The organism is Proteus genomosp. 4 str. ATCC 51469, from assembly GCF_003144375.1.
In the GTDB taxonomy this organism is placed as follows: Bacteria; Pseudomonadota; Gammaproteobacteria; order Enterobacterales; family Enterobacteriaceae; genus Proteus.
In genome coordinates, this window is the sequence record NZ_PENV01000004.1 from 152,773 (window position 1) to 175,554 (window position 22,782).

Below are 22,782 nucleotides of genomic sequence, written 5' to 3' on the forward strand. Positions count from 1 at the left end.
AATTAAGCATATTTTCGTGAACCCGCAACGCAAAAAATAACACCAACAGTTACAAGCAACATCAATAAATTGACAGATTCATGAAGTAATACGGCCGCTAAACCTAATCCAAAGAAAGGCTGTAATAATTGAAGCTGACCTACAGCTGCTATCCCACCTTGCGATAATCCTTTGTACCAAAAAATAAAACCAATCAGCATACTAAAAAGTGAAACATAACCTAAACCAATCCATGCAGAAAGGCTAATTTTTGTTAATTCTTCTGGCATAAGAATAAAGCTAAGAATAAGCATTGGAGGCAATGATACGATTAAAGCCCAACAGATAACTTGCCAGCCACCTAGTTGTTTCGTTAATGTTGCGCCTTCTGCGTAACCTAAACCACAAACAATGACTGACGCTATCATTAATAAATCAGCACTGATAGATGATGCTCCACCTTGAGAAAGGGCATATCCCATCACTAATAAACTGCCAACAATAGAAAAAAGCCAAAAAATAGGACGAGGCTTTTCACCACCACGTATTACAGCAAAAATTGCAGTAGATAATGGTAATAAAGCCAGAAAAACGAGGGAGTGTGCGGATGTTATCTCTTGTAATGCAATAGCGGTTAACAGCGGAAAACCTACCACGACACCTAATGAAACGACTGTTAATGAAATCCATTGTTTAAATGTTGGTAATTTTTCTTTATATAACAACAACATTACTAAAGATAATAATCCAGCAATACTTGCTCTTGCAGCTGTTAGAAATAAAGGTTCAAAACCTAATACAGCAGCTTTTGTAGCAGGTAAAGATCCACTAAAAATTAGCATACCAATAAAGCCATTTATCCAACCATTAGTTTGCGTTTTTTGTTTTATTTGTTGCATACGATGTTCCATAATTATTATTAATTTTCTTTTAAAAACAAAGAATTATATTTTTCATAATAGAAAGGAATATAAAATTCATTTTAAATAATTGTATCTATTATGTGCTTGCTGAGTACTATCTTATGAGTCACAATCATGACAATCAAATAATTGTCATGGATACAATTTCTATGGTTCAGCCCCGTTATAAATCTTTAGTTGATAAATTGGCGAACGAAATACGTATAGGAAAATTATTACCTGGTACACGTTTACCCACACATCGACATTTGGCCGCAGAGCATAAAATGTCTCTTGCAACGGCAAGTCGTGTCTATGCTGAATTAGAAAATATGGGTCTAGTCATTGGTGAAACAGGAAGAGGAACATTTGTTCGTGAGTTATCACTTCCAACAAACCATGGAATAGAAAATCCTACGGCAACTGATATGTTGGATCTGAATTTCAATTATCCATCATTACCTATTCAAGCTGAATTATTACGCTCTGAACTAAAAAGATTATCGACTTCAGGTGAAATTGAATCATTACTTCGCTATCAACCACATAGTGGAAAATTACACGATAAAATAGTGATTTCCCAATACCTCAAAAATAAAAAAATCACCGTTGAACCTGAAAATATTATTATCACTAACGGTGCACAACAGGGTATTGCGATTACATTATTAGGTGTATTAAAACCTGGAGATGTTGTTGCTGTTGATGCATTAAGCTACCCAGGATTTAAATTAGCGGCATTAGCTCATCATTTGGAAATATTACCGATCCCCATAACACCTTTAGGAACAGATTTAGATAAATTAGAAGAACTATGTAAAAAAAGGGCAATTCGAGCACTTTATTGTATTCCTACACTACATAATCCAATGGGGTGGGTATTAACATTAAAACAACGCCAACAATTAATTGTCTTAGCGCGAAAATACCACTTTATAATTATTGAAGATGCAACTTACGCTTTCTTAGTTCAAAAAGCACCTGCTCCCATTGTGACTTTAGCGCCAGAAATTACCTTTTATATTTCAGGATTTTCTAAAAATATTGCATCAGGGTTAAGAGTTGGTTTTATGGTTGCTCCTACAAAGACCATTGCATCATTAGAGCGAGCGATGAGGGTGACAACATGGAATACACCAGCACTGATGACATCGATTGTCTGTCAATGGGTTAAAGAGGGTGTTGTTGATAAATTAGAGCGATTATTACGCAAAGATGCACAGCAACGGCAAAAAATTGTCAGCGAAATCTTTGAAGGAATAGCTTATATTCATCATCCTACTTCTTACTTTTTATGGATCCCACTACCAGAAGAAATTAGAGCTGATAAAATTGTCGCTTCCTTACATCAATTACAAATATCTGTCGCCACTGCTGAACCTTATGCCACAACACCCCATATTCCTCATGCAATCCGTATCGCATTAGCTTCAGTTGAAATTAGTTTATTACGTGATGCACTAATAAAAATAAAGGATATTATTAAATATCACATTGATTTATGACCGTTACTAGATAGCAATCTAAACAAGCGCGGGTAAATGAGTAATACATAAAAGCTAAATTCATTAGCTATTTTAACGTGTTATATCAATAACTAGGTAATATAAAAATATAAAAAGTGTTCTATTTTGTTTAGTGTTTTTTCAAATAACACTTATTGTTAAAGAAAAAAGGTATTTAGTTATCATTTTTTTAAATTTGTTTTAAATAAATATTTTTTATGAAGAAAATAACAGTATAATTACTAACACATTAGTATTTTAATCTTATTTTGATTGTCTTAAATAGAGAGATTTTGCATTATCTTCAACTAATTGTTATATGATAAATATTGCTAAAATGATAAAGGTTTTACTTTATCCTCACCCCTTAAATTAAATATTAAAGGAGTGAAATGAATATTTTAGCGATGTTTTTAATCAAAAAATGGACGGTGCGATGAAAAAACTTATCCTATTAAGTGCAATATCTGGCGGTATACTCTTTTGGTCTATACATTTACAAGCAGATAACTTTGATTGTAGAAATGCAGCAACGCAAACTGAAATTAATCAATGTGTACATCAAGACTTTCAGCAGAAAGATGAAGAACTTAACCACATTTACCAGCAATATTACGCCAAGCTAGATAGCACTAGAAAAGAGCAATTAAAGCAAGCACAGTTAATATGGATTAATTTTAGAGATCTCTCTTGTCAGTATGAGGCTGATTATTATCAAGGGGGGAGTTTAGCACCAATGGTATATAGCAGTTGCTTAAAAGATAAAACAAAAGAAAGAATTAATGATCTTAAAAATTATATTGCTTTATATTAAATAAAAAATTAAGTCTTAAAATAAAAAATCATTTTATAATAGTCAAATAAGTAAATTCATTAGCATGGAAATATTTCATAAGTGATATAATTGTAAATTCTGTATTATTTTGAAACACAAAATTCCTTGACTAATCATTGCCACAAAGTAGTCTGATGCTCAAGTAATAAGCAAAAAAAAAGAAGCGAATACAATGAATAAGATATTAAAACTTGGGCTAGGATTACTTTTTGCATCATTACCTTTCACTTCAATATCATCTGAAATTAAACTCGAATATGGAGTAAATCTTATCGATTTTAATGGTGATGGTGTTCCTGATGTCGTGGTTAAGTCTCGACGCTCATTAAATGATTCATCATCTTTTGATATGACGACCGTTTATATCAAAGGTAGCGATCAAAAAGTGTATATTGTCCCATCCATATATTCTAATGCATTAAGTCTTTACAATAATAAGATTAAAGGTACTAATATCACTATTTCTGATTTTGAATTCATTGAAAAAAAAGGTCGGGTTGTATTGTTAAGTGCTGAAAAAGTAGGAAACAACTTACAACAACCAACTCCGATTCGTTTTTCTAGTTATGAAATATCAGAAAAGAAACAAGGGGATGAAATTCAGTTCAAATGGCAATTTAATACTTATTGTGTCACTGAATTATCCTATCTTAGCGTTGAAGACTCATATTCTGATGCTTGTATAAATAAAATTATCAATGAATAAATCTACAATTTGCTAACAAACACACCACATTTTAATGTGTTATTTTTTTATTTTATAAAACAATGAATTGTAAGAATACAAAGAATATTCCTTTCTTTATATTCATTGAGTACTTGTATCATTTCTTTTTCCTTGTTATTAATCTACTGTTAGGATATTTCTTAATCAAAATGATATTAATAGTGCTGTTCTTATCGGGGGCTGTTTAAGAGGGAGATATGAAGGAGATTATTACGGGTTTACTTCTAGCCTCAATATCACTATTTACCGTATCTTGTTCACAAGAAGATACACATAAGGTAAAGGTGGCAATTAATACAGGACCTGATCAAGTGATTTGGGATGAAGTTATTCGTTTAGCGAAATTAACAGAAGGGTTAGACGTTGAAGTTGTCGCTTTTAATGATTATGTACTTCCTAATAAGGCATTAAATAATAAAGAAGTTGATGCGAATGCATTCCAATCCATTCCTTACCTTCAAACGCAAATGAAAGAAAATAGTTATAAATTTCATATCGCGGGTAAAACTTATATTTTTCCTTTAGCAGCATACTCTAAAAAAATTAGCGATATAAATGAGTTACAATTAGGATCTCTTGTTGCTATCTCAAATGAAGCCAGTATGAGAGGCCGAGCACTTCTATTATTAGCAGAAAACCATCTTATTACTCTCAATGAGAATGTTGGTTTCACCCCAACATTGGATGACATTATCTATAACCCTAAAGAAATTAAGTTTATTGAAGTCGATACGCCACAGCTCACTGAAGCACTAAATGATCCAGCAATTACAATGGCGATTATTAATAATAACTTTTCGTCTCAAATTGGGTTAATTGCAACTCGTGATGGATTAATTCTAGAAAATAAAAATTCACCTTATGCCAATGTTATCGTAACCCGCGAAGATAACAAAGATGATGAAAATATAAAGAAGTTGATTTCAGTACTTCACTCACGACAAATCGAGTTGAAGTTTAAAGAAATGTATAAAGGTGATGCAGTAAAAGCATGGTAACGTCTTAACTTAAAGATAGAGAGAATGCTTTTTGTCTTTAAGTTTTTATTATTTTTGCCCTAGAATGTTCCACTCTTATTTGGTGTGTTTTCTTGTCTAAATATCACTCAATTCTTATCATTTCATTATTAATCCTTATTTTTATTCCTAATTTCGCTATTTTTATATAACTGCTAGTTTTTATACTTTATAAAACATTCTAACAACATGAATTTTTTTCAGTATGATAACTCATCCTCCATTACACAGAAGAAATAAAAAAATGGCTGACTCTCAACTAAAAAAACAATATATCGGTGAACACAAACTATCGCCTGAAACACTTATGATGAGTTATGGATATGATCCATTACTTTCTGAAGGTTCAGTAAAACCGCCAGTGTTTTTAACATCGACCTTTATTTTTAAAAGCGCAGAAGAAGGTAAAGCTTTCTTTGATACAGTAAGTGGAAGAAAACCTTTACCTGAAGGTGAAAAAGCAGGTTTGGTTTATTCTCGTTTTAATCAGCCCAATAGTGAGATTGTTGAAGATAGACTTGCTGTGTATGAAAATACACAATCTTGTGTATTATTCTCTTCAGGTATGTCAGCAATCACCACAACATTAATGGCCTTAACTCAGCCTGGAGATGTCATTTTACACTCTCAACCTCTTTATGGTGGAACAGAGACATTAATTGCAAAAACACTTGCTAAATTTGGTATTCAAGCCACTCCATTTACTGACGGATTAAACCTTTCTCTTATCCAAGCACAAGCCGATAACGCTAGCCAAAAAGGGCGTGTTGCCGTTATTTTTGCAGAAACTCCTGCAAACCCAACTAATTCATTAGTCGATATTAACGCATTAAAAATTGTTGCTGATAAACTAGAAGAAAAGCAGGGCTATCGTCCCATTATTGTTTGTGATAACACATTACTTGGCCCAGTCTATCAACACCCAATTGAGCAAGGGGCGGATATATCTGTTTATTCTTTAACTAAATATGTTGGTGGTCATTCGGACTTAGTTGCTGGTGCTGCAATGGGCTCTCGTGAACTAATTAATCAAATCCGATTACTACGAGGAGCAATAGGAACACAACTTGATCCTCATTCTTGTTGGATGCTTGGACGCTCTTTAGAAACACTACAAATTAGAATGGAAAAAGCGAACCAGAATGCTTTATTAGTTGCAGAGTTTCTGCGTGATCATGAAAAAGTAAAAGCTATTCACTATTTGCCTTTTGCAGATAAAAACTCAGTTGAAGGCCAAGTATTTGCAAAACAATGTACAGGTGCGGGTTCAACATTCTCATTTGATATTGTGGGTGGAGAGAGCGAAGCTTTCCGTTTTCTTAATGCTATGAAAATTTTTAAACTGGCAGTTAGTTTGGGAGGAACTGAGTCTTTAGCCTGCCATCCTGGCTCAACAACTCATTCTGGCGTGCCGATAGCATTACGTCATAATATTGGTATTCAAGACACTACCATTCGTTTATCTATTGGTATTGAAAATCCTCAAGATTTAATTGCTGATTTATCCCAAGCATTAGCAAGTGCTTAATTAAATAAGCTTATTAATATTAAAAAAACACCAGGTAATGTAGATTTCATTATCTGGTGTTTTGGTTTAATAGGTCTGTTTTTGGGTTTCAATCCATTCATCTTTAGTTAAGCGGCAAATATTTTCAACTTTCACTTCATCTAAAAATTCTGCGTATTGATCTTCAATAATGTGATGAAATTTAAACCCACATTTTTCTTGTACTTTTTGTGACTTATTATTATCAGCAAAATACCCACACCATAGATTATCTAATTCCAAAGTTTCAAAGCTATGGCGACTAATTTCTCTCACTGCTTCAGGAATTAAACCTTTCCCCCAGAACGGAACTCCAATCCAATAAGATACTTCAGCATCATTATCGCCTATCGAGAAATTACTCTCTTTAGCAAAAGATAGGCCCACTAAGCCGATAGCGCGATCATCATCGATTAATGTGACAGCATAAACTTCATTTCGCATAAATATAGTACGAATTATTTCAGCACTTTCTTCAACACTTTTATGAGTTGGCCAACCAGCGATAGGGCCAACTCGTTCATCTTTAGCGTATTCATACAGGCTTGGCGCATCAGAAAGTTTCCATGGCCGCAGTATGAGTCTTTCAGTTTTTAATGTTTTCATTTCAATCAATTTTCTTTTTTATCAATATGTTGCTATTTATCTTACGTTTTTAAGATATGTACATTCTAAAGAAAAGAAATAAAAACCCGAATGGCATAAAAGAGGTAAAATCAGTACTTTTGAAAACTAAATTAAAGGAAATACTTGTTATTAACAGCAATATCATCAAATATAAAAACTATCAAATTAGAATAAAAAGAGAACAATAGATTTATGTTAAGCCAAGTATTGTCACAATTGAATACCACATCCCAACACGCCATTATGGGTGAAAGCGGTATGGCAAATGAAATTAATTACCCATTACCCTTATCTTATATCGTGGTTATGGTTTGCTTAGAAGGAAGGGCTGTAATTAATATTGGTTTTCAGAAACAGACGATTAAAGCGAATGATATTCTTATTTTAGGCGATGATATGATGACTGTTTTGAGCCAGAAATCAGCAAATTTTCGCTTATTTTATTGTTTTCTTGATAAATCTTTTGCTTCAGAAATTGCTTATTCTCTTTCTAATACTTTATTTGCCTTTCTCCATGAAAATCCCATTTGCTCCCCAAAAAAAGAGCAAGAAGAAGCCTTAAATAGATGGGTAGAACAACTAAAATATATAGATAATCACTATTCTGAACATCGAAAATTGATGTTAAAAAACCATCTACAAAATCTCTTCTTTGCGATCACAGAATTAATACCAACACATTTCTCTATCGCTAAAAAAGAATTTAGTCGCAAAGAAAAGCTTTGTTGGCAATTTTGGGAATTAATTGGAAAACATTGTTTAAAGCATAGAGAAGTTGCTTTTTATGCAAATTGTCTTAATATTACGCCGTTTTATTTATCACAAATAACAAAACAATTTTTTAATGATTCACCTAAGACATTGATTAATCGTCAAGTTATTCTTGAAATAAAAGCATTATTAATGCACACTTCACTTTCAGTAAATGAGATATCAATAAAGCTTCATTTTGATGATCCTTCTTATTTATGCCGATATTTCAAAAGAGAGACGGGGCATTCTTTATCTGGTTACCGTAAACAACATCAACGACAATAAAACAGATGATATTGTATTTATTGTTCTATTTTTAGCTAAAGGAGGTAATTATGTTGAAAAAATATCACTATACAGACCGAGGGAAAATACTTTCTTAAGGTTAAGATTTTTATTACTTATTAAGAAATTACTATGATTTATTTTACTTCTGATACACATTTTTGCCATTCAAATATCCTCAACCTTTGTGATCGCTCTTTCAATAGTGTAAGCCATATGAATGATACATTAATCCATAACTGGAACGCTTATGTATCTGATCATGACGAAATCTATATTTTAGGTGATTTTCTCTATCGAGGAACAGGACAGGATGCCAACCGAATTTTACGTCGGTTAAACGGTAAAAAGTACCTTATCCGTGGAAATCACGACAAATTTCTTGATGATCCAGAATTTGATGCATCAGTATTTGAATGGGTGAAAGACTACTTTGAATTGGATTATAAAAAACGAAAAATTGTGATGTTTCATTATCCTATATTAGAATGGGGTGGTTTTTTCCGTGACGCTATTCATTTATATGGTCATGTACACAATTCACAAAAAGATCCAACTCAACGTAAACGTTTAGATGTTTTAGGAAAAAATGCAATTAATGTTGGTGTTGATGTCAACGATTTCTTCCCAATTAGCATTGAAACAATACTCAAAAGAACATCGAAATAATCTTATTTCTCGGTGTTTTTTATTTAAAACTCAATAAGGTAATGGTATTAACCAGCCATACAACTCAAGATTAAGAAGAAATATGCCTTACTTAATCCATTGTAGAAAAAATAGAGACAAAATCAGTCATCTACAAACCATAAAAAAGACACCTTTAAGGTGTCTTTTTAGTTTGTGAAATCGTCAAAAATTAGAGTGCAATAGCTCTTGTTTTACTGGCGTTCATTCCTTGGATCATACAAAACCAAGCCAATGCAGAAACGGCCATTAAAATTGCAAATAAAGAAATAGGAGGGAATGACGTTAAAATAAAACCGCTAGCTAATGGATTTAATGCTGCGCCTAACCAACCTAATGACTGAGCAGAAAAATAACTTGCTTTCATTCCTAACGGTGCAATGTTATCAATCATCATATACTCACCGGGCGCATAAATTAACTCACCAAAAGTAAAGACGGCAATGGCTAATGCCCAAAATATTAAGTTATCACCCGCAAACATAAAGCCAAGTAAGCCAGTCATAAAAAATAACGTGCCTAAGGTCATTAATTTACGCAATCTATCGGCTGTAACATGCTTACCCACAATATATTGCAAAGAAACGACAATAGCGGCGTTTACAGGTAATACAACCGCAATAACGGACTCTGCTAATTTAGCGTCGTAGACGACTAAGATGTATTGCGAAATACATGATGCAAAAGAGCCAAATGTTAAAGTACCAAAAAAAGTCGAGAGCACAAACCAACTTAATGCTCTGTCTTTTAACATTATTTTCGGATCCCACTTCACACTATTTTCTTCACCAGTATTTATTGCTTTAGAACGCTGAACAAACAACTGGATCATAAAAAGTGGAACGCTGGCAGAAATAGCAGCAAGCCAGAAGGGTAATTGTGTTCCATACATTAATAATAACGTGCCAATAGGCGGTCCGACCGTCCACCCCATATTGATAAAGGTATAGTTTAGCGAGAATATTTTAGGTTTCGCTGAAATCGATAAAGTTTCAGAAAAATAGGCTTTCAACACGGTTGAAAACACTAAATAGGAGCAGTTGATTACCGAGAAAAAAATAACCACTAAAACCGTACTATGAACCATAGGTATTGCAGCAAAACCAAAGATGAACGTTATAATAGATAGCAACATATAACGTTTTTTCTCAAATTTATCCGCAAGCATCCCGAAGCCAAGGCTGAAAAAAATACCGGTTGTTAATGCAATAGACATGGCAATACCAATATCATCAACAGGTAATTGATACTCCCGTGATAAATAGATTGCCATAAACGGTAATGTTGCACCTCTTCCTATCGTAAGAAGCAGTGATGAAAACAGCAGTGCAGTTGTTGATCGTGTTTTTTTTGAGAACATATTATCTTTATTCTAATTATTTGTATTTTATGAAGTGTTTTATAATTTATGCGATCTTTTACGGGTGCAAAAAGAACAAAATCGCACTGTGTATTAATACATGACTTAGTAATTACTGTATAGATTAAAATGAGAGAAAAAGCTCTTTTTAATCCTGTCTTTTTTCTTGCTGATCTTATAGTAAGATTTAATTATCCCATTTTTGATAATAGTGTTTATCAAATTCCTCTCTATCGCCATATTGTTATTTTTTCTAAACTGAGCTAATTATCGTTTTATTTACTGCATTAAATCCGAGGTCGTTATGTCTTTTATTCATCTTGAATTTGAAAAACCTATTGTTGAATTAGACGAAAAAATAGATGCATTGCTCACCTTTAAGCAATCTCAAGATGAACCCACAGGTATTAATTTAGATGAAGAGATTGCTCGTTTAAGACAAAAAAGTCTTTCGCTGACAAAATCTATTTTTACTGATTTAGGGGCTTGGGAAATAGTGCAACTTGCTCGTCATCCTATGCGCCCATATACCCTTGACTATATTAAAGCGATTTTTACTGACTTTCAGGAGTTAGCAGGTGATCGGGCTTATGCTGATGATAAAGCGATTGTGGCGGGTTTAGCTCGATTAGACAAAATGCCAGTCATGGTGATTGGGCAACAAAAAGGCCGTGATACAAAAGAGAAAATTCTTCGCAATTTTGGTATGCCATCACCAGAAGGTTATAGAAAAGCATTACGTTTAATGAAAATGGCTGAACGTTTTCATCTACCCGTTATTATTTTTATTGATTCTGCGGGAGCTTATCCTGGTGTTGGTGCTGAAGAACGAGGGCAAGCAGAAGCCATTGCTCGTAACATTCTTGAAATGTCACGATTAAAAACACCGATTATTTGCACTATTACTGGTGAAGGATTTTCTGGCGGTGCGCTCGCAATTGGTGTTGGTGATAAAGTTAATATGTTGCAATACAGCACTTATGCGGCAATTTCACCAGAAGGCTGTGCTTCTATTTTATGGAAAAGTTCTGATAAAGCGCCAATAGCGGCAGAAACTATGGGAATGACGGCACCTAAATTACAATCATTAGGCATTATCGACGCTATTATTCCTGAGCCATTAGGTGGTGCTCATCGTGATCATCAACAAGCTGCTGAATTTCTTAAACAACAATTATTAACCGACTTAGCCTTATTAAAAAGCTATTCAACCGAAGAGCTTTTAGATAAGCGTTATCAAAAACTCATGTCTCATGGTTACTGTTAATTATTAACGAGAGAAAAGAAAATGAATGATACACTGCCTACATTAAGCAATAGAAATACAGTAGGCAGTGAATTATTTATGCAAATCGATCTTAATTTATTACGTATTTTTTCTGCCGTAGCCGAACAAGGACAATTTGCCGCGGCTGCTCGACTATTATCTATGCCTACTTCAAATATCAGTCGTGCAATTAAACAGCTTGAACAGCAACTCAATTGTAAACTTATTGATAGAACAACGCGAAAGATGCGCCTTACTGAACAAGGTAAATTACTCTATCAGCAAGGAAAGAAAACCTTAACTGAGTTAGATAATGTTGTAAGTAACATCACCAGTGATGGCCCATTAACAGGAACATTCCGCTTAACCATTCCAAGTGAATATGGCAGCGAACTACTGGCTGATATTTTAGCTGACTTTGCCGTTCTTCATCCTAATTTACTTATTCAATGTGACACCCAATTAATGCCAAGAAATATCATTGATGATGATATGGATTTACTATTAACTTTTCATCGCGGAAATCTAGCAGATAGCAGTTACCATTCACGGTTAATTAAATCGTGGCGCAGTATTGTTGTTGCCTCTAATGAGTTATTAGAAAAAACAGGAGTTCCAACTCATATCGAACAATTAAGCCAAATGCCTTGTATTTCTAGTCTAAGTGCACTAGAAGGGCAACCTTGGATATTTCTTGATGAACATAAAAAACCAATAAAAGTTACTATTAATAGCCATTATCGAGTAAATAGCGCTATATTAGCGAGAGCTGCGGTATTAAAAGGATTAGGGTTTGCTATTTTAGCTGAGCATTGTTGCCTTGATGCAATTAAAGCAGGGAATTTGCGAGCTATTGAATTTCCTCAACAGCCCGCCAGTATCAATTTAATCGCAATATATGCAAGTCGTAGTACACTTTCTCGTAATATTGAATCTTTTCTTGAGTTTCTCACTCAACGTTTATAAATATTAATCCGTTATTTGCTGAGAAAGTGCGCTATGTTTTGCTTTAAAAGGAAATAACACGATAAATAAAGTGACAAAACATGAGATCCCAGCAGTTGCGATTGCATAAGCAAACCCAGAATTAAATGCCTCTGGTAACATGGTGATGAATCCTTTGTCTAAATTGCTCGTAGCATTTTCAGTTACTAGACTGACAATATCGATATAGTTTACAGATATTCCTAATACCTGACTTTGCATAACCATATAATGGATTGCTTGTTGCACCATTAATGTGCCTAGTAAAGCAATTCCCATCGTCATTCCTGTTTGTCTTAATGCATTCATGGTTGCAGACGCCATTCCAGAGCGAGATGGTGAAACACTTTTCATCACTAACGCACCAATTGCTGGTGTTGACAAGCCCATTCCAGCACCTAATACAAATAGGTAACTTCCAGTTATTCCATAGTGGCTATTTGTTGCCAATGTCGCTAATAAGCAAGAAGAAATAGCAATAAATAAGAAACCACAGATCATGAGTTTTCTGACTGAAAAATATGCAGATAAACGCCCAAAAGACATTGAAAATAGGGCCATCGCAATAAATTCAGGTGCCATTCTCCAGCCTGTTTCTAATGCACTCCAGCCTTGTGCTTTTTGCAGAAAAAAGGCAATAAAAAAGACATTACTATAAGTGGCAAAGCCCAAAGTGAAAGAAGAAAGGTTATATTGAAAAAATGCACGATCTTTAAATAAAGTAAGTGGTAATAAAGGGCGTTTAACACGTTTTTCAATCATTAAAAAGAGGACGAGGAATATAATGCCTACAATCAATGTCGATAAAGTTCGATAATGCGACCAACCAACCGATCCAGCTTCAATTAAGCCATAAGTTAACAAGCCTAATCCTAACATACTGGTTAATTGACCAAAGGGATCGAGTGCCACATTTTCAGGATCAGCACTTTCACTTAATCCATACCAACCTAGTAATACAGTAATTATGCCTATAGGAATATTAATAAGGAATATACTTGCCCAACCACTAGTGTGAACTAATATTCCCCCTAAAATAGGACCAATAATCAGTGATAAAGCACTGACAGAAGACCAAATACCTATAATACGGACACGCTCAATATCAATTGGAAAAGCATGTGTAATTAGAGACAATGCGCCCGGAATTAGTGCTGCGGCAGCAATACCTTGAATAATACGACCTAAAATAAGCACTTCATGTTGCTGTGCAATCGCACAGATCACCGATCCTACTGTAAAAATAATCACACCCCATAACCATACTTTTTTTCGCCCAAAGCGGTCACTTAAAGGGCCCGATGACAAAATACAGGCAGATAAACAGAGCGCATAAGCATCGACAATCCACTGTAAGGTTGCCATATCAGCGTGAATATCATTTTGAATAGTGGGTAATGCTACATTCACAATACTAATATCAAGTGTTGCCATAAAAGTGCCTAAACAAATGGCACAGATAAGTGACAGTCGTTTCAAATAAGTCATAAGTTTTATTGCCTTAATGATGAATAATAATGGCATAATAATACTCGACTGACCGTCGGTCAATTGCTATTGATAATGAGTTTCATTTATCATCATTGTGGCTCGCTTTAATATAGAGTACTCTTTACATGCGACTTTGAGGGAGATAAGCAATGTCATTAGAAGAACAAACTACAGATAAACCAAGAACAAAACCCGCAGAGGTTCGTTTAGAAGAGTTAATGAATGCGGCAGAAACATTATTTTTAGATAAAGGCTTCGATGCAACAACTGTGAGCGATATCGTAAAAAAGGCAGGGGTAGCCAAAGGAACATACTATCACTATTTTTCTGCTAAAACAGACGTTCTTGATGCCTTAAGAACTCGTTATATGGATTGGTACTTGGATAAAATAGACAGTGCAATGGATGCCTGCTCAGAGCAAGATCACCGTGAAAAATTAAAACAATGGTGTGAAATTAGTGTAATTGCTTATGTTGAGAAACAGCAATTACACGATATGCTTTTTCATCAAGTTTTTCATCAAAGCAGTAATATTCATGAAAATAGGGCATTGCAGCAAATACAAACTTTGTTAATTGCGGGAACTGAAAATAAAACGTGGCACGTCACACAGCCTGAATTAACCAGTACATTGATTTATCACGGTATGCATGCCGCTGTTGATAACTTAGGCCATAGTGAAGAATACACCGCAAAAACACTGGGCAATATGCTATATCAACAATTCACCCAATTACTAAAATAAAACAAAACCTTATATTGTGACAATGTCACATTAAAAACCTACTTTTATAGAAAAGAGTGATCATAATATCATGATCACCCTTGTTAATTTATATTGAAGGCATTTTGTTATTTAACCGCGTTCTTTGTGAACCTTGAGAGAAAAACACAAAATAAAGCCAATATAATAAACAAGTTAGCAATAATTATTGTTGAATTTAAACGGTAGTTATCAACGAGCAAGCCACCTAAATAAGCCCCAAAAGCAATTGCTAAATTAAACACAGCAATATATGCAGAACTTCCTAATTCAACACCTTTAGGAGCCGCCACCATAACCCAAGTCATTAATGCAACAGATACACCACCATACATTATCCCCCAAATTAACATCACAATAATCGCCGTCATCGTAGATGAAACCCAAAACAAAAAGCCTAAAAATACACTTAAGATACCGATGATAATAAGTGAAACCGCAACATTGAGCCTTTTTGCTGATTGGAACCCAAAAATAAAATTACCTGCAATACCACTGATCCCATAAGCAAATAATAGCAACGCTAAGGTTGAATCAGATAACATTGCAGTGGTTTCGAGTAATGGGCGAACATAAGTAAATACCATAAAATGTGCACACACGAGAAAAATTGTGATTAATAGTCCTAAGACTAACTTTGTATTTTTAAACTGTGCAAAAAAAGCCTTAGAAAGTGAAGACGTTGAACCTGGTAATAAAGGCAAACAAATAAACATTAATACTAATACTACAAATGAAAATAGTCCCATAACTATAAATGCACCACGCCAACCTAAATATTCACCAATAAAAACTCCTATAGGAATACCTAATACTGATGCCGCAGCTACACCACCAAAAATAAGGGAGGTGGCCAAAGCAACTGATTTCTCTGGCACTAATCTTAATGCCAATCCGCCAGCAAAAGCCCAAATTCCCCCAATACAAAAACCAACAATAGCTCTAGCAATTAATAACTGAACGATTGTTGTTGAATAAGCTGAAATAAGGTTGGCTACAACTAAAAGTAGAGCCAAAAATAAGAGTATTTTTTTACGATCTAGCTTACCAGCACAAATAACAACAATGGGTGAAAAAAAGGCGGCAATAATGGCAGGGATCACAACCATAAAACCAGATATTCCCGTAGAGATACCAAAACTATCCCGAATAGGATTTAATAAACCCACAGGCAACATTTCTGTGGTAACCACAGAGAATGTGGCAAGACTTAATGCAACAATCGCCTTCCAATGACGATGACTACTATTTATTTTCTGTGATGCTAACGCGATATTTTCCATTGATGCTCCATTTACTCGCTCTTTATTTATCGCGTTTTAGTCTATCTGTCGCTATATTGGAGATAAACACCGTCAAAGTCACAACATTGGGGAATAAAAGTGGCCAATAATAAACTCACAATGCCTTTTGATAATGTTTCTGATCTTACTGTTTTTATTCGAGTGACAGATTTATTGAGTTTTACCCTCGCTGCAGAAAATTTAGAAATGTCTCGCTCGGCGGTAGGAAAAAGTATTGTGCGTTTAGAAGAACGACTAAGTTTGCGTTTATTTCATCGTACTACACGCAGTATTAGTTTAACGGCTGAAGGTGAATTATTTTATCAACATGCACTACTTATCCTAAATGAAATTGAAGAGGCCGGAATTGCTCTTGATAAACTAAATAAGGGTCCGAGAGGGCGTTTACGTATTGATTTACCTATTGCTTTTGGTCGGCGTTATATTTTGCCTATATTACAAACCTATTTAACACAATGGCCTGAATTAGACGCTGAAATTACCTTTTCGGATGAATACACTGATTTAGTTAAAAATGGTATTGATTTAGCTATCCGTATTGGAGGGAATGACGATAGTCGATTAATGCGTAAGGTATTAGCACCTCACCGTTTAATAACCTGTGCATCTCCCGATTATTTTGAGCGAAATGGTAAGCCTCAATCTCCTAATGCATTATCAGAACATCAATTAATTACCTTTTCTCACCAAGGTTCAACAGTGCCTTGGAAATATCAAGTTCATCAAAAAGAATTCGCTCTTCCCGTTAAAGGTAAATTACGTTTAGATAATACAGAAGCTATTTTAGACATGGCATTAACGGGTTATGGAATATGCCAGTTAGGTGAGTTTTTAGTGGGTGAATTTATTAAATCTGATAAATTAGTACCTATTTTATTAGAACATACAATTGATCTTGCACCGATTTGTGCCGTTTATCCGTCTAAACGCCATTTATCTCCCAAAGTACGCTATTTGCTTGATTTTATTGAAAAGCAATGGCAAGGAAAAGCAATATGGCAAATAGCATAATCTTTGATTTGAATAATAATTAATGTGTAAAAAATCAAATAGGCAATAGCGAGGATTATCACCGTGATCCTCGCTATATTCTATTTATTCTGCAAAATACGTAAACGATTTAATAAGGTATCTAATGTAGATTTAGCATGTTCTAGCTGATCCTTACCATCGAGACTATTCGCTATCCATAAAGCAGTGGCTTCTAAACTGCCATAAATGAATAGAGCCAACATTTTTGAGTCAGCCTCTACAAGTATTTTATTCTCGATAAGTTTATCAATCATACTACTCATAGATACTACACAATGAGTGGGAAGTTCAGTCACTTTATCACTTAATACAGCGCGTGAATCTCGCATAATAATACGTTGAATTTCAGGCTCTAAAGCCATTTCTAAATAGGTATGACAACGCATTGAAAATGCCAACCAAGGATCGTCAATAGTATCGGAAATAGCCTGCAAACGAGCATCCATCTCTGCATCTATTTGTGCAACAACAGCCGATAATAACCCTTTTTTATCACCAAAATGGTGATATAACGCACCTCGAGTTAATCCCGCTTGCGCAGTTAAATCATCCATCGAGGCTTCTGTATAACCTTGTTCACAAAAGACTTTTCTTGCCGTTTCTAGCAATAGCAGCCGTGTTTCTTCCATTTCAGCACGAGTACGTCTAGCCATTTCATCTCCTTTTTCAAAATATACATACGTGTTGTTTGTATATTTACATTCAGTTCGTATGTATATATGATTTATACATACGTAATGTATGTATTATCTTTAACCCTCGCTAAAATGGCAAGGGTAAACATAAGGAAACCTATGATAAGCACTTATCGGACATTATTTAACTATAAAGGCACGCTATCTTTTACCTTAGCGGGAATGGTTGCACGATTACCACTACCGATGATGGGTATTGGTATCATCATGATGATTTCACAACTTACAGGCAGCTATGCATTAGCGGGAACAATTTCTGCTAATTTTGTATTTACTTACGCGATGTTATCACCGCAAATATCACGCCTAGTTGATACTTATGGGCAATATCGAATTTTACCTTTATTCACATTAATCAGCGTTATTGGAATAGGGGGCATGTTATTGGCAACATGGTTACAATGGCATATTAGTTTATTATTTATTTTTGCAGTGCTGATTGGCTTTATGCCATGTATTTCTGCAATGATCAGAGCGAGATGGACCGCAATTTATAAAGAAGACAGTCGTTTACAAACAGCTTATTCATTAGAAAGTGTATTTGATGAAGTCACATTTATTCTTGGGCCCCCCATATCTGTCACCTTAAGTGTCGCTTTTTTCCCACAAGCAGGGTTATTAATGTCTGCTATTTTTCTTATTATTGGTATTTTCTTTCTTGTTTTACAACGCAATACAGAGCCCGCAATAACACTGAGATCATCAGAATTAATACATCATAAGACACAATCTGTGATCCGTTTTTCTCTCGTAAAAATCTTAACTGTTATTATGATTTTTATGGGTGTAATTGTAGGCACCATTGATATTTTTAGTGTGGCTTTTGCCAATACCCAAAAAATGCCTGCAGGTGCAAGCATTGTATTATCCGCCTATGCTATTGGCTCTTGTTTTGCAGGTCTATTCTTTGGCACGTTAAAATTATCAACACCGTTACACCGCTTATTATGCTTAGGTGGCATCGCAACGTTCCTCACTATTTTGCCTCTTGTTTTTGTAGACTCAATTTATAGCTTAAGTTTAGTGGTATTAATTTCCGGGATCTTCTTTGCCCCCATGATAATCGTGACAATGTCACTTATTGAGAAAAGTGTACCCGAAAATCAACTTACAGAAGGAATGACATGGTTACTTGCAGGATTAAATGTAGGCACAGCAATTGGTGCAACATTAACAGGGCAACTTATTGATTATTCTGAAGTTCAATCTGGCGTATGGATTGCAATTGGAGCAAGTACTTTAGTGATGTTAATTGCATTTTTAGGTTTTCAACGCATTAATCATAAAAACAGTAAAAGTTATGCGTAATTAATAACGATCAAAGCCTAAGAATATCAGCAAAAATAACACCAATATCTTAGGCTTTTCAATCAACGGCTACGATTTAACAACATTAAGCAAAGGAAATAGCTACCACCTAAAATAGCGACTAAAGTTCCTGCTGCAATTTGTGCGGGATAAATAAATATTTGTCCAAGCCAATCAGCCCAAACCATTAATGTTCCACCAATTAACCCTGAAACCATTAATTGTGCGTTGATTTTTTGAGCACCAAGTAATACCGCCATATGAGGAGCAACTAAGCCAATAAAGGCAATCGGGCCTACCGTTGAAGTGACTAAAGCACATAATAGTGAAACGATGATTAATAAAATAATACTGGCATGTTCAGTATGTAAACCACGAGCTAAAGCAAAACTTCGACCAATTGATATTAATGCAAGCCAGCGTGTTAATAAAAAGACACTTCCCACAATCAATGTAATTGCGAATGCAAAATAGAGAGCCTGTTCACTATTAACACGGTAAGTCGAACCTGATAACCACAATAATATTTTATAGCTGCTTAATGAGCCTTTCGCTAAGAAAAATTGAATAAAGGCTTCTAAACTCGCGGTTAAGGCAATACCCGTTAATATTAAGCTGGCTGGTGCATATTGGTGTTTTTTGCCTAAGACTAATAGAGCAATCATCACAATACAGCTACCTAATAATGCAATTCCCCACTGTGATGTTTGTAAGGTACTCCCTAAAATTAAGCTAGAAAAAACCAATGCAAAAGTAGCACCAGATGAAACCCCTAAAATATCAGGGCTAGCTAATGGATTGTAGATTAGACGTTGTAAAATAACGCCAGCAATAGCCAGTGCAATACCTGCAAATAATGCAGCCAATAAACGTGGCGATCGTAATGCCCATTGATAAACAGAAGGTATTTCCCATAACCATTGTTGTTCATTAATATGAATGAACAGAGTAAGGGCTAATCCGAGTATTAATAATACAAATATTCCTATCACGGTATATTTTGATACTGTTTTAGCCTGAGAATGAATTGAAATCGAAAGTTGATCTTGAGCTCGCATTTTCTTGCGGCTAAACCAAATTAGTGCCGGTGCGCCAATTGCAGCCGCGGTAACACCACTTGGAATAACGGTATTAAGCCACTGACCAATCCATATCGCCAAACTATCCGTAAGAAGCAATAAACATATTCCCATTAGTCCACTGGCAATAAGCTCTTGACGAGGCGTTCTTGCACCTAATGTTCTGACAATATTAGGTGCAAGTAATCCGATAAAACTAATAACCCCAACAACGGTAATTGAAACAGAAACTAACCAAGTACTTAATATAATAAAAAATGCAAATGTGGGTAAAACAGACAGCCCTCGAGCCGTTGCACCTTCATGCCCTAATCGCAATAAAGTGAGAATACGGGGTGCAAACATAAAAATAAGTAAAATAGGTGCAATTCGAGGTAATAACCAAAAAAAAGTATCCCAACCATCTTGAGCTAAATCTCCAGCTCCCCACATAAATATATTCTGGGCGAATTGAGAATTTAACGTCACTAATGCAGTTGCAATCGCACCTAATAAGATATTCACTACCATACCAGAAACAACAAGGGGCAAGCCGGTCATATTGCGAATACCTGCAATCATAATCACCAAAAAGAAAGCCAATAACGCTCCCATTGTCGCAGCGAATGCGCTGTGATCAGCAACCCAATCTGTAAACCAGATATTTACAATAACTAAAGCTAACCAAGCGCCTGATGAAGTTCCTAATGTTAACGGTGATGTCAGGTTATTTTGCGTTAATTGTTGCATTAAGCTGCCAATAACACCGAAAATTCCCCCAATCAGCAGTGTCATAGCTAAACGAGGTAATTGTGCATGAATAAAAAAAACATCGGCAAATAGGGTGGTTGTGTCTAAATGCCCTAACAAATACCATTGACGAGATAATGAAAGAGAATTATCAATTTGTAAGCTAGTAATGCTTAATAAGATGATTGCCAAAAAATAGAAAGTAAATTGCTTAATGTTCATTATTCTGTGCCATATCTAATAAACTTTCTGTAATAGCTTCAGCCATTAACGTTAATGATGCTACTCCACCATAATTCCATACTGGTTTCACTGAATGAAAATGCCCATTCTGTACAAATGGCATGGCTTGCCATAACACGGATTTTTGCAGTTTACTTTCATCAGGGAATGGCAACATATAAAGAACGTATCCTTGTCTAATATGCTGCAATATATTCATTCTTCGCTGATCAATTCCCCAAGGTTGAGGAGGTAATGATATGGCAGATTTTAGACCTAACTTATTAACTACATATTCAGTTGTTGAATTTTCGGTGTATAAAAAAACAGATGTTAATGTAGAAAAACGGATCACTTCCACTTCAGGTAATGTAATAAATGCTTGCTGTAATTTGCTCTTTAATTGTGTAAAAGTGCTATCCATTTCCGCTAACTTTTTTTGTGCAAGCGCTGTTTTTCCTAAAATAGAGGCTAGGGTATTAAAATGCGCCAAAGCAACTTCTGCGGCATTATCTTGACGAGAGAAGTTAGGCAGATATACGACAGGGGCAATAGTTTTTAATACAGGCAATAAATCTTGTTGTGAACTTGATGCCAAAATAAGATCTGGCTTTAACGATGCCATTTTTTCTAAATTAGGCTCTGCTCGCATACCCACTTCTTCAATAGTATTTGGAGCAACAGGGTGAGCTACCCATTGGTTATACCCAGCAATTTCAGTTGCCCCCACAGGAATAACATCAAGTGTCAATATTTGTTCCAGTAGATCCCAATCTAAAACAATAATGCGTTGGGGGATTTTATTGCTATTTTGCGCAGCATTAACAATGGGAGTGATAAATAAAATAGCCAGACAAAAAGGCAGAAATCTAACTATTTTTTGTAATATTACACGCATACCACCGCCACCTTATGTTGTTGTAAACCTTGATTATCAGGGTGTTCAATCAGCTTAATAGGTGTTTCATAAAGTGCTGAAAGTCGCTCATCATCAAAAAGTAGAGAGGCTTCACCTTCAAATGCAATTTTCCCTTTTTTAAGCGCGATAATATGAGTGGCATAACGCAAGGCAAGGTTGAGATCATGCAAAATAACAATAATACCAACATGTTGAGTTTGATTTAGCTCACTTAAGAGTTCCATTAGTTGATATTGATGATGTATATCTAAAGCAGAAGTAGGTTCATCTAAAATTAAAATGGGTGATTGTTGAGCCAGTAACATTGCAACCCAAGCACGTTGACGTTCACCACCAGATAAATCATCAGCGAGTGTGTCTGCAAAGGGCAGAACTCCCGCTTTTACCATTGCTGTTGTGATTATTTCATCATCTTTTTTATTCCAACGGCCTAATGTTCCACGCCAAGGAAAACGGCCTAAACGCACTAATTCTCTTACTGTTAATCCTGCAGAAGCAGGAAGTTTTTGAGGAAGAAAGGCTATCTGTTTGGCTAGGTCACGTGGTTTATAGTGTGAGATATTGCAATTATTCAGTGTAATATTTCCACTATCTGGGGCTTGCTGACCAGATAATAAACTGACTAAAGTCGATTTACCTGAACCATTATGGCCGAGCACAATAGTTAATCCAGAATCTGAAATACGCAGTGAGGGGATTGATAAAATAGTACGTCCACCGCGATCCATTTGAATATTTGAGAGTTCAAACATGGTCACTCATTTAT

At 35.1% G+C, this 22,782-nt stretch carries 21 protein-coding genes; 12 read left to right on the forward strand and 9 right to left on the reverse strand.

Going from position 1 to position 22,782, the window contains the following annotated elements; genetic code table 11:
• Positions 1–2: 2 nt before the first annotated feature.
• A complete protein-coding gene (locus DK866_RS06390; protein ID WP_244179657.1) occupies positions 3–878 on the reverse strand; it encodes a DMT family transporter in 876 nt (291 codons plus the stop codon).
• Positions 879–1,051: 173 nt separating this feature from the next.
• Between DK866_RS06390 and DK866_RS06395 the strand changes: the two genes are divergently transcribed.
• The 5 genes from DK866_RS06395 to DK866_RS06415 all read left to right on the forward strand — a co-directional run bounded on the left by DK866_RS06395 (position 1,052) and on the right by DK866_RS06415 (position 6,492).
• Positions 1,052–2,386, forward strand: coding sequence for a PLP-dependent aminotransferase family protein (locus tag DK866_RS06395; RefSeq protein ID WP_109408203.1), 1,335 nt, complete (start codon positions 1,052–1,054; stop codon positions 2,384–2,386).
• Between the two features lie 436 nt (positions 2,387–2,822).
• The gene (locus DK866_RS06400) at positions 2,823–3,200 is read left to right on the forward strand and encodes a lysozyme inhibitor LprI family protein (RefSeq protein WP_227336887.1); all 378 of its coding nucleotides are present in this window, start codon (positions 2,823–2,825) and stop codon (positions 3,198–3,200) included.
• 193 nt (positions 3,201–3,393) lie between these two features.
• Positions 3,394–3,927 carry a carbapenem self-resistance protein CarG family protein gene (locus DK866_RS06405; RefSeq protein ID WP_109408205.1) on the forward strand — a complete coding sequence of 178 codons (534 nt, stop codon included), beginning with the start codon at positions 3,394–3,396 and terminating at the stop codon, positions 3,925–3,927.
• A 218-nt stretch (positions 3,928–4,145) separates the two neighbouring features.
• Positions 4,146–4,946, forward strand: coding sequence for a MetQ/NlpA family lipoprotein (locus DK866_RS06410; RefSeq protein WP_109408206.1), 801 nt, complete (start codon positions 4,146–4,148; stop codon positions 4,944–4,946).
• A gap of 262 nt (positions 4,947–5,208) precedes the next feature.
• Positions 5,209–6,492 (forward strand): cystathionine gamma-synthase family protein, encoded by a 1,284-nt coding sequence (locus DK866_RS06415; RefSeq protein ID WP_109408207.1) that lies wholly within the window; start codon positions 5,209–5,211, stop codon positions 6,490–6,492.
• Positions 6,493–6,558: 66 nt separating this feature from the next.
• On the opposite strand, the gene DK866_RS06420 is transcribed toward DK866_RS06415, so the two are convergent.
• Complete coding sequence (locus DK866_RS06420) at positions 6,559–7,116, reverse strand: GNAT family N-acetyltransferase (protein WP_109408208.1); 558 nt, start codon at positions 7,114–7,116, stop codon at positions 6,559–6,561.
• A gap of 213 nt (positions 7,117–7,329) precedes the next feature.
• On the opposite strand from DK866_RS06420, the gene DK866_RS06425 reads away from it, so the two are divergent.
• Both DK866_RS06425 and DK866_RS06430 read left to right on the forward strand, forming a co-directional pair.
• Entirely contained in the window at positions 7,330–8,175 is an 846-nt protein-coding gene (locus DK866_RS06425) for a helix-turn-helix domain-containing protein (protein ID WP_109408209.1), read from the forward strand.
• Positions 8,176–8,307: 132 nt separating this feature from the next.
• A complete protein-coding gene (locus DK866_RS06430; protein ID WP_109408210.1) occupies positions 8,308–8,844 on the forward strand; it encodes a metallophosphoesterase in 537 nt (178 codons plus the stop codon).
• Between the two features lie 190 nt (positions 8,845–9,034).
• Here the strand turns inward: DK866_RS06430 and ydeE are convergent, their stop codons facing one another.
• Positions 9,035–10,222 carry an efflux MFS transporter YdeE gene (ydeE, locus tag DK866_RS06435; protein WP_109408211.1) on the reverse strand — a complete coding sequence of 396 codons (1,188 nt, stop codon included), beginning with the start codon at positions 10,220–10,222 and terminating at the stop codon, positions 9,035–9,037.
• A gap of 304 nt (positions 10,223–10,526) precedes the next feature.
• On the opposite strand from ydeE, the gene accA reads away from it, so the two are divergent.
• A complete protein-coding gene (gene accA / locus DK866_RS06440) occupies positions 10,527–11,489 on the forward strand; it encodes an acetyl-CoA carboxylase carboxyl transferase subunit alpha (protein WP_109408212.1) in 963 nt (320 codons plus the stop codon).
• A 78-nt stretch (positions 11,490–11,567) separates the two neighbouring features.
• Positions 11,568–12,455: a LysR family transcriptional regulator gene (locus DK866_RS06445; protein WP_109408318.1), complete on the forward strand. Its 888-nt coding sequence runs from the start codon at positions 11,568–11,570 to the stop codon at positions 12,453–12,455.
• A gap of 3 nt (positions 12,456–12,458) precedes the next feature.
• Here the strand turns inward: DK866_RS06445 and DK866_RS06450 are convergent, their stop codons facing one another.
• Positions 12,459–13,961, reverse strand: a complete 1,503-nt coding sequence (locus DK866_RS06450; protein ID WP_109408213.1) for an MFS transporter — start codon at positions 13,959–13,961, stop codon at positions 12,459–12,461.
• Between the two features lie 152 nt (positions 13,962–14,113).
• On the opposite strand from DK866_RS06450, the gene DK866_RS06455 reads away from it, so the two are divergent.
• A complete protein-coding gene (locus DK866_RS06455; RefSeq protein ID WP_109408214.1) occupies positions 14,114–14,710 on the forward strand; it encodes a TetR/AcrR family transcriptional regulator in 597 nt (198 codons plus the stop codon).
• Between the two features lie 107 nt (positions 14,711–14,817).
• Here the strand turns inward: DK866_RS06455 and DK866_RS06460 are convergent, their stop codons facing one another.
• Positions 14,818–16,011 carry an MFS transporter gene (locus tag DK866_RS06460; protein WP_109408215.1) on the reverse strand — a complete coding sequence of 398 codons (1,194 nt, stop codon included), beginning with the start codon at positions 16,009–16,011 and terminating at the stop codon, positions 14,818–14,820.
• A gap of 120 nt (positions 16,012–16,131) precedes the next feature.
• Between DK866_RS06460 and DK866_RS06465 the strand changes: the two genes are divergently transcribed.
• Positions 16,132–17,043 (forward strand): LysR family transcriptional regulator, encoded by a 912-nt coding sequence (locus DK866_RS06465; protein ID WP_109408319.1) that lies wholly within the window; start codon positions 16,132–16,134, stop codon positions 17,041–17,043.
• An 80-nt stretch (positions 17,044–17,123) separates the two neighbouring features.
• On the opposite strand, the gene DK866_RS06470 is transcribed toward DK866_RS06465, so the two are convergent.
• On the reverse strand, positions 17,124–17,717 hold the full coding sequence (locus DK866_RS06470) for a TetR/AcrR family transcriptional regulator (RefSeq protein WP_109408216.1): 594 nt from the start codon (positions 17,715–17,717) through the stop codon (positions 17,124–17,126).
• Positions 17,718–17,858: 141 nt separating this feature from the next.
• Here DK866_RS06470 and DK866_RS06475 point away from each other — a divergent pair, with 141 nt between their 5' ends.
• Entirely contained in the window at positions 17,859–19,067 is a 1,209-nt protein-coding gene (locus DK866_RS06475) for an MFS transporter (RefSeq protein ID WP_109408217.1), read from the forward strand.
• A 62-nt stretch (positions 19,068–19,129) separates the two neighbouring features.
• Here the strand turns inward: DK866_RS06475 and fhuB are convergent, their stop codons facing one another.
• The 3 genes from fhuB to DK866_RS06490 are packed head-to-tail and all read right to left on the reverse strand — an operon-like array spanning position 19,130 to position 22,768.
• Positions 19,130–21,097 (reverse strand): Fe(3+)-hydroxamate ABC transporter permease FhuB, encoded by a 1,968-nt coding sequence (fhuB, locus tag DK866_RS06480; protein ID WP_109408218.1) that lies wholly within the window; start codon positions 21,095–21,097, stop codon positions 19,130–19,132.
• Positions 21,087–21,995, reverse strand: a complete 909-nt coding sequence (locus tag DK866_RS06485; RefSeq protein ID WP_109408219.1) for an iron-siderophore ABC transporter substrate-binding protein — start codon at positions 21,993–21,995, stop codon at positions 21,087–21,089. Before DK866_RS06485 ends, fhuB begins: the two co-directional genes overlap by 11 nt.
• Positions 21,986–22,768 (reverse strand): ABC transporter ATP-binding protein, encoded by a 783-nt coding sequence (locus DK866_RS06490; RefSeq protein WP_109408220.1) that lies wholly within the window; start codon positions 22,766–22,768, stop codon positions 21,986–21,988. Before DK866_RS06490 ends, DK866_RS06485 begins: the two co-directional genes overlap by 10 nt.
• Between the last annotated feature and the right edge of the window lie 14 nt (positions 22,769–22,782).